This window comes from Geminicoccus sp., from assembly GCF_035556675.1.
In the GTDB taxonomy this organism is placed as follows: domain Bacteria; phylum Pseudomonadota; class Alphaproteobacteria; order Geminicoccales; family Geminicoccaceae; genus Geminicoccus.
This window is the reverse complement of sequence record NZ_DATMFZ010000356.1, coordinates 1-17,104: the sequence shown is the minus strand read 5'-3', so window position 1 is coordinate 17,104 and position 17,104 is coordinate 1. Positions and strand designations below refer to the sequence as shown.

15 protein-coding genes and 1 pseudogene are annotated in these 17,104 nt (G+C 65.5%); 12 read left to right on the top strand and 4 right to left on the bottom strand.

The window, feature by feature from the left end; genetic code table 11:
- Positions 1 to 223 precede the first annotated feature (223 nt).
- The 6 genes from VNS22_RS25115 to VNS22_RS25090 all read left to right on the top strand — a co-directional run bounded on the left by VNS22_RS25115 (position 224) and on the right by VNS22_RS25090 (position 5,046).
- Entirely contained in the window at positions 224 to 1,186 is a 963-nt protein-coding gene (locus VNS22_RS25115) for a transporter substrate-binding domain-containing protein (protein WP_325737411.1), read from the top strand.
- A gap of 11 nt (positions 1,187 to 1,197) precedes the next feature.
- Positions 1,198 to 1,974: an amino acid ABC transporter ATP-binding protein gene (locus VNS22_RS25110; RefSeq protein WP_325737409.1), complete on the top strand. Its 777-nt coding sequence runs from the start codon at positions 1,198 to 1,200 to the stop codon at positions 1,972 to 1,974.
- Positions 1,975 to 1,977: 3 nt separating this feature from the next.
- A complete protein-coding gene (locus VNS22_RS25105; RefSeq protein ID WP_325737407.1) occupies positions 1,978 to 2,655 on the top strand; it encodes an amino acid ABC transporter permease in 678 nt (225 codons plus the stop codon).
- A gap of 4 nt (positions 2,656 to 2,659) precedes the next feature.
- Complete coding sequence (locus tag VNS22_RS25100; RefSeq protein WP_325737405.1) at positions 2,660 to 3,313, top strand: amino acid ABC transporter permease; 654 nt, start codon at positions 2,660 to 2,662, stop codon at positions 3,311 to 3,313.
- An 83-nt stretch (positions 3,314 to 3,396) separates the two neighbouring features.
- Positions 3,397 to 3,783: a RidA family protein gene (locus VNS22_RS25095; protein WP_325737403.1), complete on the top strand. Its 387-nt coding sequence runs from the start codon at positions 3,397 to 3,399 to the stop codon at positions 3,781 to 3,783.
- 6 nt (positions 3,784 to 3,789) lie between these two features.
- A complete protein-coding gene (locus VNS22_RS25090) occupies positions 3,790 to 5,046 on the top strand; it encodes an FAD-dependent oxidoreductase (RefSeq protein WP_325737401.1) in 1,257 nt (418 codons plus the stop codon).
- Positions 5,047 to 5,535: 489 nt separating this feature from the next.
- Here the strand turns inward: VNS22_RS25090 and VNS22_RS25085 are convergent, their stop codons facing one another.
- The 4 genes from VNS22_RS25085 to VNS22_RS25070 all read right to left on the bottom strand — a co-directional run bounded on the left by VNS22_RS25085 (position 5,536) and on the right by VNS22_RS25070 (position 11,178).
- On the bottom strand, positions 5,536 to 6,135 hold the full coding sequence (locus VNS22_RS25085) for an XRE family transcriptional regulator (protein WP_325737399.1): 600 nt from the start codon (positions 6,133 to 6,135) through the stop codon (positions 5,536 to 5,538).
- Positions 6,136 to 6,283: 148 nt separating this feature from the next.
- Complete coding sequence (locus VNS22_RS25080) at positions 6,284 to 8,272, bottom strand: hydantoinase B/oxoprolinase family protein (protein ID WP_325737397.1); 1,989 nt, start codon at positions 8,270 to 8,272, stop codon at positions 6,284 to 6,286.
- 3 nt (positions 8,273 to 8,275) lie between these two features.
- Complete coding sequence (locus VNS22_RS25075; RefSeq protein ID WP_325737395.1) at positions 8,276 to 10,363, bottom strand: hydantoinase/oxoprolinase family protein; 2,088 nt, start codon at positions 10,361 to 10,363, stop codon at positions 8,276 to 8,278.
- A gap of 83 nt (positions 10,364 to 10,446) precedes the next feature.
- Entirely contained in the window at positions 10,447 to 11,178 is a 732-nt protein-coding gene (locus VNS22_RS25070) for a cupin domain-containing protein (RefSeq protein WP_325737394.1), read from the bottom strand.
- A gap of 173 nt (positions 11,179 to 11,351) precedes the next feature.
- Here VNS22_RS25070 and VNS22_RS25065 point away from each other — a divergent pair, with 173 nt between their 5' ends.
- The 6 genes and pseudogenes from VNS22_RS25065 to VNS22_RS25040 form a co-directional block, all read left to right on the top strand.
- Positions 11,352 to 12,440: an ABC transporter ATP-binding protein gene (locus VNS22_RS25065; protein WP_325737392.1), complete on the top strand. Its 1,089-nt coding sequence runs from the start codon at positions 11,352 to 11,354 to the stop codon at positions 12,438 to 12,440.
- A 1-nt stretch (position 12,441) separates the two neighbouring features.
- Entirely contained in the window at positions 12,442 to 13,302 is an 861-nt protein-coding gene (locus VNS22_RS25060; RefSeq protein WP_325737391.1) for an ABC transporter permease, read from the top strand.
- Complete coding sequence (locus VNS22_RS25055; protein WP_325737389.1) at positions 13,299 to 14,087, top strand: ABC transporter permease; 789 nt, start codon at positions 13,299 to 13,301, stop codon at positions 14,085 to 14,087. Before VNS22_RS25060 ends, VNS22_RS25055 begins: the two co-directional genes overlap by 4 nt.
- A gap of 69 nt (positions 14,088 to 14,156) precedes the next feature.
- The gene (locus VNS22_RS25050) at positions 14,157 to 15,221 is read left to right on the top strand and encodes an extracellular solute-binding protein (protein ID WP_325737387.1); all 1,065 of its coding nucleotides are present in this window, start codon (positions 14,157 to 14,159) and stop codon (positions 15,219 to 15,221) included.
- A gap of 701 nt (positions 15,222 to 15,922) precedes the next feature.
- Entirely contained in the window at positions 15,923 to 16,189 is a 267-nt protein-coding gene (locus VNS22_RS25045) for a transposase (protein WP_325737385.1), read from the top strand.
- Between the two features lie 698 nt (positions 16,190 to 16,887).
- Positions 16,888 to 17,104, top strand: a pseudogene (locus tag VNS22_RS25040) (integrase); the annotation flags it as partial.

The window sequence follows — 17,104 nt, the reverse complement described above, 5'->3', positions numbered from 1 at the left end:
GGCAGCCTTGCGCCGCCAGGCAAAGTTTGAACGGACCGGATGCCAGATGCCCGGTTCGGTTGCAAGATTTGCAACGATTGCGCATGTGCAATTTTTCGCTTGATGCGCGGCTTCTTGATGTTAGCGTGGACGCAATACAGAGCCCTCAATCAGAATACGGCAAGCTGCCCGGAGCACCGGCAGGCGTGTCTTGCCGCACGGCCTCCTGCTTGGAGAAGTCATCGTGACCGACGATCGTCGTTCTCGCCCGTTCAGCCGCCGCCGCGTTCTGCAGGCCGCCGGTCTCGGCGCTGTCGCCCTAGGCGGCATGGCGCCGCTGGCTGTCCCGGGCCGGGCACTGGCCCAGGCGCCCGAGATCCAGACGCTGGAAAAAGGCGTCATCACCGCCGCCTGCACCGGCGATATGCCGCTCACCGGCGAGCGTGATGGCCAGCCGATCGGCACCGACCTCGAGATGCTGAAACTCATCGCCGACCGGCTGGGCCTCCAGGTCAAGGTCGTGCTGATGGGCTTCCCGGGTGTGATCGAGGCGGTCCAGTCCGGCCGCGCCGACTGGTTCGGCGGCAACTTCGCCTGGACGCAGGTGCGCTCGAACATCCTGCAGCTCACCGATGCCGCCTTCTACACCGGCGCCTACCTGATCATGCGCGAGGACGAGCCGTTCACGGAGACCGTCTCGATCGCCGACCTGAGCGGGCGGACGATCGGCACCGGCACGGGCTTCGCGATGATCCCGGACATGAAGAAGGTGCCGGGCGTCACCGAACTGAAGCTCTATGACGGCATCGATCCCTGCCTGCGCGACATCATCGCCGGACGCCTCGACTTCGCGGTACTGGACGCGCCGATCGTCGACTACATCATCCTGCAGAACCCCGGCTTCAAGCTGAAGCAGCTGCCGATGGTCGCCGACCCGGCCTACCCGACGCTCACCAGCAAGTTCAGTGCGATCTGGGGCATCGATCCCAAGAACACCGACCTGTTCGACGCCATCAACCAGGGCCTGCGCTGGCTGCACAAGTCCGGCCAGGTCGGCCCGATCCTTTCCAAGTACGGCATCAAGAACCCCGACTACCTGGTGCCGATGGATCCCGATCCGCGGATCGGCGTCGATCGCGACGAGGCCGGCAACATCATCGGAACGTTCGGACACGAGCAGCGCGACTTCAGCCAGTACTTCGCCTGATCGCAGCATCGATGCAGCAGCCCCAGCCGCTCGTCCGGATCGAAGGCTTGGTCAAGTCGTTCGGCACCCACGTGGTGCTGAACGGCATCGACCTGGAGGTCCAGCCCGGCCAGAAGCTTTCCCTGATCGGCCCCAGCGGCTCCGGCAAGACCACCCTGCTCCGCTGCGTGAACTATCTGGAGCGGCCGACCGGCGGGCACATCTTCATCGACGGCGAGCCGATCGGCGAGAAGCTGAAGGACGGGCGCTATCTGCCGATGTCGGACCGGGAGCTGGCGAAGCTGCGTTCCCGGATCGGCATGGTGTTCCAGCGCTTCAACCTGTTCCCGCACCTGAGTGCCATCGAGAATGTGATGGTAGGCCCCGTCAAGGTGCTGCGCCAATCGAAGGCCGAGGCGCGGGCCGCGGCCATGGAGCTGCTCGCCAAGGTCGGCCTGGCGGAGAAAGCCGACGCCTACCCGGATCGCCTGTCCGGCGGCCAACAGCAGCGGGTCGCGATCGCCCGAGCACTGGCGATGCGCCCGAAGCTGATGCTGTTCGACGAGGCCACCTCGGCGCTCGATCCGGAACTGGTCGGCGAGGTCCTGAACGTCATGCGCCAGCTGGCCGTCGAGGGCATGACCATGATCATCGTCACCCATGAGATGCGCTTTGCCGAAAGCGTGTCGGACAAGGTCGTGTTCATGGCCGATGGTGCCATCGTCGAGCAGGGGCCGCCCGGGCAGGTCTTCCGTGCCCCGCAGGTGGAGCGCACCCGAGCCTTCCTGCGTGCGATCGAGGACCATTGAGGAATGGACGATGCTGTCGGCAGCCGGCTGGCCGAGCTCTGGCCCTATCTCCTGCAGACCTTGCTCCTGGGTGCTGGCACCACGGTCTTCCTGACGATCGCCTCGCTGCTGGTGGCAATAGCGCTGGGCTTCGTCCTGGCGCTAATGCGTCGCTCCGACAACCTGATCCTCGGCGGCATCGCCCGGGTCTACCTGGAGATCTTCCGCAACGTCCCGATCCTGACCCAGCTCTTCATTCTGTATTTCGGCCTGGCCAGGCTCGGCATCACCCTGCCGGCCGCGACCGCGGCGATCCTGGGCTTCGGGCTGAACGGTGCCGCGATCCTGTCCGAGGTATTCCGCGCCAGCATCAACGCGATCGACCGTGGCCAGGGCGAGGCGGCGCTGGCGATCGGCATGACCCCGGCCCGTGCGATGTGGGTGATCGTGCTGCCGCAGGCGGTGCGCATCGCCCTGCCGCCCACGGGCAACTTCGCGATCGGCCTGTTCAAGGACACCTCACTCGCCTCGGCCGCCGCCGTACCGGAGCTGGCGTTCCGCGCCAAGATGCTGGTGAGCGAGACCTATCTCACCAACGAGATCTACCTGATGGTGGCGGCGATCTATCTCGGGATGAGCCTGCCGGTGGCGCATCTGGTCAAGCGGGCCGAGCGCCGCTTCACCCCGCAGAAGGCGCACTGAGCCCATGGGTGTGCTCGACCTGTGGGAGATGATCCGCCCGGAACTGCTCACGGCTGCCCTCGCGACCCTGCAGCTGGCACTCGGTGCCCTCCTGCTGGGCCTGGTGCTGGGCCTCCTGCTGGCGCTGGCCAGGCTCGGCGGCAACCCGCTGCTGGGCCGGCTGGCCGGCATCTATATCGAGATCTTCCGCGGCACGCCGGCCCTCCTGCAGCTCTTCATCATCTATTTCGGCCTGGCCGCGATCGGGGTCACCTTCAGCTCCTTCCAGGCGGCGGTGATCGGGCTCGGGCTGAACGCCGCCGCCTACCTCGCCGAGATCTACCGGGCCGGCCTGGAAGCTGTGCCGAAAGGCCAGACCGAGGCCGCGCAAGCGATCGGCATGACCAGGGGACAGGTGCTGGCCTGGATCGTCCTGCCGCAAGCATTGCGGGTCGTCCTGGCGCCGATCGGCAATGTCGCGATCTCGCTCCTGAAGGACACCTCGGTGGCATCGCTGATCGCGGCACCCGACCTGATGCTGCGCGCCCAGGACCTGAGCTCGCAATATTTCATGCCGCTGGAGATCTACCTGATCGTCGGCGCCATGTACTTTGCGCTCTGCTTCCCCCTGTCATTGCTGGTCCGCCGGATCGAGCGCGCGCAGGAGCGCCGCAGTTAGCCGAACGCCTCGCTGCCTTTCCCAGGTCCGCCCGTGCCTTGCCGCCTCTGAGCAGAAACGGCGGCTTCGTCACCCAGAGGAGAATGACCTTGCGCAAGAATGTCGAGACGACCCTGCCCGGCGGCGATTCGACCCCGGTCGAATGGGCCACCATGGGCGGCAACACGCTTTACACCGCCAGCATCCCGATCCGCGCCGATGGCTCGATTGATGACGGCGACATCGAATCGCAGACCCGGCTGACCTTGGAAAACCTGAAGTCGATCCTGGCTTCCGCCGGCGGCACCATGGACGACGTCACCCAGGTCCAGGTCTACCTGACCTCGAAGGAGTATTTCTCGGGCATGAACGAGGTCTACCGGACCTTCTTCAATGAGCCCTACCCGAACCGCGCCACGGTGATCGCCGACCTGATGGTGCCGGGCGCCAAGATCGAGATCGTCGTCCACGCCCATATCGAGACGAAGTAACCGGCCATGACGGCGACGATCGTCATCGGGGCGGGGATCATCGGGACGACCACGGCCCTCTATCTGGCCCGTCAGGGCCTGGAGGTGACGGTCATCGAGCGCCGCGACGCGGCCGGGCTGGAAACCAGCTTCGCCAATGGCGGCATGCTCGCCGCCAATTGCACCTTGCCCTGGTCCAGCCCCGGCACGCCGGGGCATCTGCTGCGCTGGCTGGGCAAGGAGGAGGCGCCGCTGCTCCTGCGGCCACGCGCCATTCCGGCCATGGCCGGCTGGGGCCTGCGCTTCCTCGCCAACTGCCGGGCGGCCAAGTACCGGCAGACCTCGGCCACGCTCACCGCCTTTGGCCAGAAGAGTCTGGCCGAGATGGATGCGCTCCTGGCCGAAAACGTGGTCCAGGCCGACATCTGGCGTGGCGGCTTCCTGCAACTGCACAAGGGACCGGGCGCCAAGGCGGAAGCCGAGGCTGCCGCCCGGTTCCTCGAAGGCATGGGCGCGGAGATCCTGCGGCTGGATGCTGCCGGCTGCGTGGCGCTGGAACCGACGCTGGCCCCGGTCGCCGACACCATCGGTGCCGGTCTGCTCCTGAAGAAGGATGCCTGGGGCGATGCCCAACGCTTCGCGGCGGCGGCCGAGCAGGCGGCAACCCGTGCCGGGGCACGCTTCCGGTTCGGCGATACCGTCACCCGCATCGAGCTGGACCGGGGCAAGATGGCGGCGGTCCATGTCGGAGCGGAACGGATCCCGGCGGAGCGGGTCGTGATCTGCGCGGGTCCCTGGTCGGCCGAACTCACACGGACCCATGGTATCCGCCTGCCGATAGCACCGGTGAAGGGCTACTCGATCACGCTCATGAAGGACGATATCGGCTTCCTGCCCCGCCGGCCGATCGTCGACGATTTCGAGCATGTCGTGGCGACCCCGCTGGGCGACCGGCTGCGGGTCGCCGGCACGGTCGAGTTCGACAACTACGACCGCACCGTGCGGGACGGCCGGATCACCAACCTAGTGAACGGCCTGCGCAAGCTCTACCCTGATCTGAAGATGCCGGCGGAGATCAACGCCTGGTGCGGCCTACGGCCGATGGCGGCCGACGGGCTACCGGTGATCGATGCGACCGGCATTGGCGGTCTCTACGTGAACACCGGACATGGCGCCATAGGCTGGACGCTCGCCTGCAGCTCGGCGGCACTCATCACCGATATCGTCACTGGGCAGGCTGCACCGGGCAGCTCGCCATTCCGGCTTGGACGCTCCGTCTGGTAGTTCACCCCTCCATCCGGCGCCATGGCAGGAAAAGGCGGGCCATTCAGCCGGCAAGCTGCTCGGCCCGCCTCAGGATCATGGCGGAGCAGGGCAGCCAGAGCCGGCAACGGTTGCGCAGGAGGCGGCGGTAGCGGACCCGGCGGTAGAGACAGCGCAGCTTCATCGTGCGGCGATGTTCATCCACTGGTGCCCGCACGGCGAGGGCTTGCTCGGGTGCCGCCGGTGCATGATCCGGTCGCTGATGCCGGCCGCCGCCAGGGCATCGCACCTGCTCGTGGACGCGTAAGCCCGGTCCGCCAGCACCGCCGCCGCGTCGCCACAGATCAGGTATCGGCAGCGATGCGCTCTTCGATGCCGGCGCTGGTCAGAAACGGCCCGCCGGATCGGATCTGAGCCCTGAGCGACCGCACGGTGCGCCTTGCAACCGAAGGAGCTGCGTTGTCCGCGACGGGGGAAGCCAGCTGCCGGATCCGTCATGACTGCTGCACATCACCAGTGGTGGTCTATGTGATAGCTGACCAGGATAGCCTGCTGAGTCTCAGTGGTCATGTTCTTGATCGAGTGTGGAACATCGGCCGGGTATCGCGCAGTCGCCCCCTTCTCAATGGTGAGAATGCTGTCGCCGGACGTGACGATCAGGCTGCCTGAAAGAGCAGTCAAATGCTCCCAAATGCCCCGTCGATGAGCTTCGCTGGCAAGTATTCCACCTGCCTGAAATTCCAGCTCGAACCACTGTGTGCTATGTGCCAAGCCCAAGGGACTGAGGATCCGCACGCGACAGAGTCCATCCCGGCTCTGCAGCTCCGGGATATCGTCTGCTGGGATCAGCTCCGCTGGCGGCGGACTCTGAAACTCTGGCGACAAGGTGAGCTCGCTCAGGCTAATGCCCAAAGCAAACGTAATACGCCAGAGGGCGGCAAACGTAGGAGACGACTCACCTCGCTCGATCAGGGAGATCATGGACTTCGAGACCTTGGAGAGGTCTGATAGTTGCTCAAGCGTAAGCTGTCGCCGCTTACGGTGCGCTCGCAAGGTACGCCCGATCTCGATTGGACTCTTGACGCCCATTTCGATCGGTTTGTCTAGCATTCCTCAGAAGTCTCCCAACAGGGTGCACGAGCTCTAATGCTGCCTGGACGACTCGCTGGCCGTACCGCTCACCGTTCCGCACAAGGCGGCCGGTGGACCGCTCCAGAGCGGCAGGCCCACCAGCTGACCGATCTACGAGAGACCTCCGCTACTCGAATGCAGCCAGTTCACGCTCCACTGCCGGTCCGGCCTGAGCAAGTCCCGCCGCATCGATGGCGCCGGTCGGTGACAGATACGGCAGCACCGGCGCGAAGATCTTTCGGCGTGCCGAGCGCCGGGCAGCAGGCGGCAGCCGCGATAGTGCAGCGTTGATCCGGCTCATGAAGTCGTTCGAGAAGAGGCTCTCCCAGGTGAGCCGCTCCCTCCCCAGGTCAAAGACGGTTCCGGCCTCGGCTGGCCCACTCGAATGGGCCACCCTGAGGGCCTGGGTAGCAGCGTGGTCGATCTTCCCGCCCTCGATCACCACCTTGTAGTCGTCACGGGCGCTCTGCGCGCTAATGAAGCCCCGCTTCAGATCCAGCAAAACTGCTTCCGGATCGCGTTCAGCCGGATCGCCATAGCCACCACCGCCAGGTGTCAGGAAGGTGATGGTCTCCCCCACCTCGAGATCCACCACGTCGATCTTGCCGAGTTCCTGCTCGTCCGGGCGGCCCAGATTCTTGATGGTGCGGGAGCCCTTCGCGCAGAGGCCGCCGGCCATCCCCCAGGGAACGAAACGATGGCGCTCCATGCCGCGGGCCAGCACTTGGCAGCCCGACACTTTCGGCGAGAAGGTCAGCTCCAGCCCCACACCGCCCCGCCAGCGCCCCGCCCCGCCCGAATCCTGACGGACACCATACGTGTGGACCGTGACCGGTGCCGAGCTTTCGATGCTCTCGATCGGGTTGTTGGACATGCCGCTGGTGCCGGGATCACGGCCGTCGATGCCATCGGCGCCGAGCATCGCCCCGGTGCCGCCGGACAGGAGCTGCACCACCATGACCTGCCGGTCGCCATCGCTGTTCTGCGGGCCGGCGAGCACGACCGGGATGGTCACGCCACAACCCGGCGCACGCATGAAATCCGGCACCGCGGCGGCCAGCACGCCATTCAGGACGTCCATCACCCGATTGCCGGTGGCATGGCGCACCCCCACCGCTGCCGGGAATACCGGGTTGAGCAGGCTGCCTTCCGGCAGGGTCATGGTGACCGGCTCGAAGATTCCTGAGTTGAGCGGCACCGCACGATCACGCGTGTAGACGTATTGCAGGAGGCGTAGCGACAACCAGGTGTGCCGCTTGCCGCAGGACGGCAGGTTGAAGGCGGCAGCGACCTGCGGATCGGTCTGGCTGAAGTCGATGTCGAGCAGCCCGTCCCTCACCGTCATCCTGGCATGGATCCGTACCGGGACCGGCGACACCAGATCGTCGTCGAGATAGTCCCAGAACTCGTAGGTCCCGTCCGGAATGGTACGGAAGGCGGCACGGGCCTTGGCGGTCGAATAGGCCGGGACGTCCACCGCTGCGGCCTCGAACGCTTCCACGCCGTGCTGCTCGATGATGCGTGCAACCCGCCGCTCACCCACCGCCAGCGCGGCCAGCATGGCCTTGAGATCGCCCGCATTTTCCTCCGACGTGCGGCTGTTGGCGCCCATCACGGCCAGCATGTCCCGGTTGGGCTCGCCTTTGCAGACGATCTTCACCGGCGGAATCATCAGCCCTTCCTGGAAGATCTCATGGCTGCTGGGCGAGATGCTGGAGGGGACCCGCCCCCCGACATCCGCGGAATGGACGAAGCACCAGCCATAGCCGACGATCCGGCCCTCGGCGAAATAGGGCTTCACCAGGTGCAGATCCGGCAGGTGGGTGGCAAGACCACCGGATGCGAATGGATGATTGGTGAGCACGACATCGCCGGGCGCGAGTTCGCCGATCACCTCGAGCACCGTGCTATAGTCGTTATCGACCATGCCGATCACGCCGACGCCACGCGGATAGGCGAACAGCCGACCGGCATGGTTGACGAGACCGGTGCCGAAATCCTGGGTCTCCTTGACGTACATGGTGCGGCCGGACCGCTGCAGGGCGTTGCCCATCTCCTCCGCGGTAGCCGTGAGCTTGGTCGCCAGAATCTCGAGCAGGACTGGATCAAGACGCATTCTTTACCGACTCCGCTCGATGTTCAGCACGCCGACCTCGTCTGCTGCGAGACGCCAGCCAGGCAGGATCCAGGTGGTGGTGTCGCTCTGCTCGACGATGAGCGGCCCATCGAGCCAGGTGCCGCTGCCGAGTTCCTCCCTCCGCACGATCCGCGCGTCGACCCAGGCACCACCATGGAAGACCGGGCGGGTGCGCAGGTGGCCACTGGCTCGTGGAGCAGCCACCGTCCGGGGCAGCTCGAAGGTCGGTACCCGGCCGATGATGCTCAGCCGCTGCGCGACGATCTCGATGGCCGCATCGTCCTCGCGGAACCCGTAGATCGCCTCGTGCGCCTGGTGGAACGCCTGCGCCACGGCAGTGACGTCGCGCGCGGTGCGGGCGGAGACCGGAACCGTGACCATGAGATTGTGTGCCTGGCCCGCGTAGCGCATGTCCGCGGCGTATTCGATATCCTGCGAGAGGATCGCGATCCCTTCTCCTGCCAACCAGTCCTTCGCCTCGCACTCCAGCCCCGCCCAGTTGTTCCAGAGGCGATCGCCCAGCGAGACCAGCCGCGCGTGCCCCAGCGCCGCCACAAAGTCCCGGCGGACATCGGCCAGGGCGGCACCCAGCGCGCAGAAGGTCGCCGCGGCCGGCGGCACCGCCACGCCGGCCAATCCGGCTTCCTCCGCCAGGAGGTTGGCATGGGTCGGTCCGGCACCACCGAACGGCATCAGCACCTGGGCGGCAGGCTCATGGCCCTTGAGCGCCAGGAGCTTGAACAGGTCGGTCGCCATCTGCGCGGTCGCCACGCTGATGGCCGCCTCGGCGGCATGAGCGGCGGAAGGCAGGTTCAGGCGGCTGGCGACCTCCTGGAGCGCCACCTCGGCGCGTGCCTTGTCCAGGCGGATGCGGCCGCCGAGAAAACCGTCCGGGTCGATCAGGCCCAGCACCAGATAGCAGTCGGTCACGGTCGGCCGGATTCCGCCCAGTCCGTAGGCGACCGGCCCCGGATTGGCGCCGGCACTTTCCGGTCCGACCTTGATGATACCGTGGGCATCGACCGACACGATGGAGCCGCCGCCGGCACCGATGCTGGACACGCCGACCACCGGCATCATCAAGGGCAGCTCGCCGATGCGCGACGTCGTCGTGAACTCGAGAACGCCGTCCACGATCACGGCGATGTCGGCGCTGGTACCGCCCATGTCGAAGGTCAGTGCGGAACCGATGCCCTGGGACTTGGCCAGCTTGGCGGCCGCGGTGGCGCCGGATGCCGGGCCCGACAGCATGGTCTCGATTGGCCGGGCGCGTGCCGAATGGACGCTCAGCATGCCGCCGGAGGAAGAGGTGAGCTGCAGGGCAGCCGTAATGCCTGCGCCGTCGATCCGCTGCGCGAGTGTCGCCAGGTAGTCTTCCATCAGCGGATGGACCTGAGCGTTGATGCAGGCGACGACGGTCCGCTCGAACTCGCGGATCTCCGGCCAGACCGACGACGAGCTGGTGATCAGAAGATCCGGCAGCCGCGCGGCTATCGCGGCGACCAGCTCGCGCTCCAGTGTGGCATCGACATAGGAGTTCAGCAGGGTGATGGCGACCGCACCCACGCCCAGGCCCCGGATCCTGGCGCACAGCTCGTCCAGTTCCGCCTCGGCCGGACGACTCAGGACGATGCCGTCCGCATCCGTGCGCCCGCCGATCTCCAGGATCCGGTCACGCGGGACGATCGGCCGCTCCTTGGCGACATGGATGTCGAACGACGAAGGCAGGCGCGCCCGGCCGATCTCCAGCACGTCGCGATTGCCCCTGGAGACGACCAGCGCAATGTCGGCCACTTTGTGCTGGAGCACCGCGTTCAGCGCCAGCGTCGTCCCATGGACGATGCGCGTCCGGGCCTCCCGCAGCACGGGATGAGTGTCCACGAGTTGCCTCAGCCCCAGATGCACCGCCATGGACGGGTCCTTGGGCGTACTCGGCTCCTTATGGAACACCAGCTGCCCCTCGGGCAGTGCCAAGACGAAGTCGGTGAACGTTCCCCCGACGTCGATACCGATGGTCGCACGCGCAGCCGGGTCTGCGGCAGCTTCTTCAAGACTTCCGGCCGATGCCATTTCCTACTCCGATGTCGGTTGTCGAGTGCCCGAGGAGCCCAGGCTTGAAGCGAGTGTCGTAGATCCGATGGATCATCGGGAGGCTAGGTCCGGAAGACGCAGTAGATCTTCCGTACGAACCGGTCGTTCTTCCAGTCGCACTCGACGCCCGCCGGCACCATGAAGCTATCCCCGGCCACGAAGCGCAGCGTGCTACCGGAAGGCGCCGTGAAGGATACCTCGCCCTCCAGCAGGTGCATGAACTCGTAGCGCGGAAAGGGAATGATCTTCCGGTGATACGGGGTGGCGCTCCAGACGCCTGCGGCGAAGCGCTGATCGGCCGTGCTAAAGACCGCACGACCCATGGTCCGCGGTACCTCGCCCAACAGCAACTCCGCTGACGGAGGTGCCGACGGCGCCAGCTCGATCTTGGGATCAATTCGGACGACCGTAGCGGGATCCGCCGCGGCCGCCCCGGTCGAATCCGCTGCGACGAACAGATAGCGTGCCGGACCAGGCTGGCTCCAGCGAGACCACGCCCCTGCAGGAAGGACGAAGCTGTCACCAGCCTGGAAGCTCGTCTCGATCCCGTCCTTGCCCGTGATGACGATACTTCCGGAGGCCAGCATCACGAAGCTATCGCGCGCTGCGGGAGGCAAGGTGACAGTCTGAGCCGGAGCGTCAATGACGCCTGCCAGAAGGTTGACGGCGTCATCCTGGATCAGGAGGCTGGCGTGAACCGGAGCGTCGAACTCGCCCGTGCGGCCCGGCAATGGCGACGGCAGCTCAACGGAATTATGCAGGGGGCCTTCATGAGGGAAACGGGGGATCGTCATCGCAATTGATCCCACTTCCGGCGCGAACTTTACGCTTCCCGTCATCGCGTTGACACTCTGCAAAATTCCAGCATATTGGAATTCATGGCACGCTCTCGAACCCGACGCAATCCTCTTCCATTCGTGACTGGCCCATGCCGGCGCACCTTCCCGAGCGCGTGGGCAGGCGCGGCATGAGCCAGCCCGCCGCCCTGCGTCTCGTGGATGTGACCAAGCGTTACCCGGCGGGCTATACCGTCGGCCCAGTCTCCCTCGAGATCGGCAAGGGCGAGTTCTTCTCGCTTCTGGGCGAGAGCGGATCCGGCAAGACTACCCTGCTGCGTTGCATCGCCGGTTTCGAGACGCTGACGGCTGGCACGATCGCGCTGGGCGGCGAGCCGATCCACACCAGGCCGCCCCATCTGCGCAATGTCGGGCTCGTGTTCCAGAACTACGCGCTGTTCCCGCACCGCACCGTCTACGAGAACGTCGCGTACGGCCTGAAGCTGCGCAAGCGGCCGCCGGCGGAGATCGCGGAGCGGGTTGGGCGGATCCTGGAAATGGTGGGCATGCCGGATCTGGGGGGACGCTATCCTTCTCAGATCTCGGGAGGGCAGCAGCAGCGTGTGGCGATCGCACGCTCCCTGATCCTGGAGCCGCCGCTCGTCCTGTTCGACGAGCCCCTTTCCAACCTGGACGCGAAGCTGCGCGTGCAGCTCCGCTTCGAGCTACGCGCACTCCAGCGCCGGCTCGGCATGACCTGCATCTTCGTGACCCATGACCAGTCCGAGGCACTCGCCCTGTCCGACCGCATCGCGGTTCTGGCCAAGGGCCAGGTCGTGCAGGTGGGGTCGCCGACCGACATCTACCAACGGCCGAACTCCCTCTTCGTCGCGGAGTTCGTCGGCAGCTCGAACCGCCTGCCGGCTACGCTCGAACACGCGGACCAGGACGGCAGCCACGTCCGTACCCTGGGCGGCCTGGCTCTCCAATCGTCGGCGCGGACGCAGGCGGATACAGTGCAGCTGGTGGCGATGTTCCGCCCGGAGGAGGTCGAGATCCTGCCCTCGTCCGTTACGGAAGCGCCGAACCGGTTCGCCTGCGAGATCGCCGATCTGACCTATCTCGGCGAGGATACCCACTTACAGCTGATCGCCCGTGCTTCGGGTGAGCGGCTTCTGGCGACCTTCAAGAGCCATCGTCGCTGGGCAGGGCTGGCAGCCGGCGACGAGGTGGTCGCGGCGATCGACCCGGCTGCCGTCCGCCTGTTTGGCGGGCCCTGAGATGGCTTCCCGGTTCCACCTGCCACTCTGGGTCATCCTGCTGGCGTTGCCGGGGCTCTATCTTCTCGGGCTGTTCCTGGCGCCGATCCTGTACATGCTGATGTTCAGCTTCTGGCAGTATTCGCAGATCGACATCGTGGTCCGGGCGTTCACGTTCGAGAACTATCTGGCGCTACTCTCGCCCTATTATCTGCGCCTGTTCGGCCGGACGTTCTCGATCGGCCTGACCACGACGCTCGTTGCGGCATTCCTGGCGTTTCCGGTGGCCTACTTCATCGCGCGGGCGCGGCCGGCGATCAAATCCCTCGCCATCTTCCTGATCATGACCCCGCTGATGATCAGCACGGTGGTTCGGGTGTTCGGCTTGGCGCTGATCCTGCAGCGCGACGGCGTGCTCAACCAGTTCCTGGCGCTGATCGGGCTGCCCGCGATCCTGCTGGCGCGCACGCAGAGTGCCATCGTCATCGGCCTCGTCCAGATGCTGCTGCCCCTGATGGTGCTGCCGCTCGTCTCCGCGATCGAGCGGATCTCGCCCAGCATCGAGGAGGCCGCGCGCAACCTGGGCGCCAACAGTGCGCGGGTCTTCGCCACCGTGGTATTTCCCCTGGCCCTGCCCGGGCTCGTCTCCGGCTGCGTCCTCGTCTACACGCTGTCGATCAGTGCGCTGGTGATTCCCGCCCTGCTCGGCGGTGCCGGCGACCGGATGATCGGCCAGCAGATCTACGACCAGATGCTGGTGGCGTTGAACTGGCCGTCATCGGCCGCGCTGAGCACGGTGCTGGCGGTCTTCACGATCATCTTCGCCATACTGGGGCTGAGCCTTACCGCACGGGCAGCCAAGCTGCGGGAAGCAGGCCGATGACGCCTGCCGCCCGACGCATCCTGCTCGCCGTCGTGATCGCCATCTATGCGTTGATCCTGGCACCGATCGTGGTCGTCGTGGCGGTCTCGTTCGATGGCAGCGGCCGCTATGCCTTCCCGCCGACCCAGCTTTCCCTGCACTGGTTCCAGGAGTTCTTCCAGAGCGCCCCCTACTTCAACTCCTTCATGTACGTGAGCCTGCCGATCGGCCTGATCGTCGCGGTGGTGGCGACGTTCCTCGGCATGCTGGTGGCGACCGCCCTGACGCGGTGCCGGTTCCTCGGCCGCCAGACGGCCGAGATCTACTTCACCGCACCTCTGTTCGTGCCGGACATCCTGCTCGCCGCCGCCCTCTATCTCGCCTATTCCACGATCGGGATGAAGGGCTCACTTCTGTCCATCGCCGCCGGGCATCTGGTGATCGCCCTGCCCTATGTCGTGCGCACCCTGATGGCCGGCATGGCCGGGATCGACCCGAGGCTGGAGGAGGCGGCGCAGAACCTGGGAGCGTCGCCCTTGCGGGCATTCGCCCACGCGACCTTTCCGTTGCTCCAGTCGAGCATCGTTTCCGGCGCGGCCTTTGCCTTCATCGTCTCCTTCAGCGACATCAACCTTTCCTTGTTCCTGTCCGGCCCGGGCACCACGACCTTGCCGGTGCACATCTTCTCGCAGCTCGAGTTCCAGGACGATCCGACCATCGCCGCCGCCTCGACCCTGCAGATCCTCCTGGTGGGCGGCATGCTCTTTGTTCTGCAGCGCCTTTTTCAGCGAACGCCGGCCAGGTGAGCAAGCGTACGGTCGCTTTGCGCATCTCCGGGATTCTCTACCCGAACTGTTCGATCGGAGTTGCTGATGATGTCCGAGTTCACCCGTCGCTCCACTCTACGCCTTGGTCTCGCCGGTGCTGCGTCCGCGGCCGCGCTGGCGCTTCCCGGAATCCGGCCGGCCTTCGCCGAGGGCCAGTTCACCCTGTCCTCGGCAGGCGGCAGTTGGGGCGAGAACCTGCGCAAGGCGTTCGTCGTCGGTAGCGAGTTCGCCGACATGGACATCGCGTACGAGGAAGGCGGCGATTCGGTCCGGCTGACCAAGCTCTTGGCACAGCGTGGCAATCCGCTGGTGAGCGCCATCAACCTCCTGACCACCGAGCAGGTCCTGGCGGCCGAGGCCGGGGCGGTGCAGAGTTACGACACGGATATCGTCACCAACCTGCAGGACATCTATCCCGAGGCCGTCTCGGCGCCCGTGAACGGCCTGGCCAATTGGAGCGCGGCCTTCTCGATCGCCATGATCGGGATGACGTGGAATACCAAGGAGGTCGAAGCCGCTCCCACGAGCTGGAACGATCTGTGGAACCCGAAATACAAGGGCCGGATCGGCATTCCGGACTATGGCTGGATCGGCATCTCCTGGCTGCACGCGCTCAACCACGAGCTTGGCGGGAACGAGGACAACATCGACCCCGCGATCGAGGCGGTGGCGGATTTGCGCCGCAACAACGAGGCGGTCATCATCGGCAGCTCGGATCAGGCCTACAAATCCATGGCCAGCGGTGAAATCATCCTGCTGCCCTGGTTCAACGGGCGGGCCTTCGAGCTCCAGGAGAAGGGCTCACCAATCGACATGGCCTATGTGCGCAACTCGGTCCTGCAGCACAACGCCTACCTGATCCCTGCGGGCGTCCAGCACCTGGAACTGGCCAACAAGTTCATCCAGCGTACCTTGGATCCCGAGGCCCAGCTCACGCTCGCCAAGGCGACCCGCTATGCGCCGGCCAATCGTAAGGCGAAGCTGCCGCCGGAGTTCGAGCGCTACGCCATTCCCGCCGACGCCCTGTCTTCCGCGGCGCCGATCAATTGGTCGAAGGTGAATGCACACCGTGCTGATTATCTGACTCGTTGGACGCAGGAGGTACTCGGCTGACGCCAACTTGCTCTGTCGAAAGCCATGCTGAGTGTAGTCCTGAGGCCCATCTGCGGATGGCATGGACAATCAGCTTTTGCGCTTCGCGCGCGCATCCATGGCAGTGGCACGAGGTTGCGTGCCACTACGACGGACCAGGTACGCTCACCCTACCTATCCATCGACCGACCTGTCCGCAGCTCTCCTGCTGCGGGGGCGATTGCGTCTCACCTGTAGAGGGTTGGAGGACTTCCTCCGGCTCTCTGGATGCCTGCGCCGGCTGTTCGGCCTGCGGATCGTGCCGGATCACTCCAGCCTGTGGTGGTTCGCCCGCCATCATCTGTCGCCGGAACAGATCGAGGCAGCCCTGCGGGAGACAGTCCGTCCGACGAGTTGCTCAGGCAAACGTGCAAGCCAGGTTGCCCTCGACGCCACTGGCTTGTGGCTGTCCCATACCTCACGGTACTTCGCGTGGCGTGCCCAGCGCTATCGACGTCAGCGTGGCTGGCTGAAGTGGGCACTGGCCCTCTGGATCGAGCCACCGATGCTCTTGGCGCAACGGGTCAGGCCGGGAGCTTGTGGCGACTTTGGCGATCTCGTCCCTCTGGCATCCAGGGCGGCCGACGTCATGCCATACGACCAGTTGATCGCCGATGCCGGCTACGACAGCGAGGCCAACCACCGCTTCTGCCGAGAACAGCTTGGCGTCGATAGCCTGATCTGTGGCCAAGAAGCGTCGCTCGACCACGGTGATCGCTACCACGCCCTATCGGCAGGAGATGGGCAGGAGGTTGAACAAGGCCGGCAATCCGGAGGATCGTGCTGCCTACTGCCAGCGCTGGAAGGTCGAGAGTGTCATGTCGGTGGTCAAGCGCCGGTGCGGGGAGGCACTCACAGCACGGCTGGAACCTACGCAACAGGCACAGGCACTGCTCAGAGGCGTCGCCTACAACGTCCAACGCCTTGTGATCCTGAGCGCTTCGTCATGAGGCTTTCGACAGAGCAAGACGAAGTGGAAGGCCATCCCTGCGGTGGCAAGGCAGCATCACCGAGGAGGCACCGCGTAGCCGCGTTGCTCCATGCCCCGGCGCCTACTTGGCGATGTGACTGGCATAGGGAGGCGTGCCCCCTGCTCAGTCCCACATGCCCGCTGATACCACGCCGCAGCATCCGCCATGCGCGGCTCTCACTTCCCGGCCGGTCGATCTGACGCAGGCTCGCAAGTCGCGCTGTCGCCAGTTGGGCTATGGAAGCCAAGCGCTAGGCTACCAGCCGCCGCTTGATGCAGCCGCCTGTGCCTCAAGAGCCACATCTATGATCGGTGACGGCAGTGAGCTGGGGCGACCCGCGTAAACGGACTAGGCGGCACCAGCTTGCAGAATAAGGCTGGGCCTTGGAAGCCCGAAGGTCGCCATATGGTCGCCAGAAGCGTTCTCCCTGGCGACCCTGAGAGCGCTAGCCTTTGAAAAGCTTGGTCGGAGCGGCGAGATTTGAACTCGCGACCCCCAGTCCCCCAGACTTCAGTTCAAGATATTCATTGAAGCACATAATTACTCACCAGCGATCAAGCGTCCTTGCGATCTCTCGGAAACGGCCGTATCACTCAAGTTGAGCGTGTACTTGAGGATACAGACGTAGTCGTACTGGTGAGCGAAAAGTGCTCACCAAAGGCTCACCAGGGGATGCAATGCCCGAGCGGCGGAAGCTCACAAAGGAAGCGCTGGCCAGGCTGAGGCTGCCTGAGGGCAAGGCCGAGCACACGGTCTGGGACACGGAGCTCAAGGGCTTCGGCGTCCGCATGCGAAAAGCTGGCTCGCGCAACTTCATCGTGAAGTATCGGGTGGGCGGCACTGACCGGCAGCTGACGATTGGCCCCGCATCACCGGACGGGCTGGGGAGCGCGA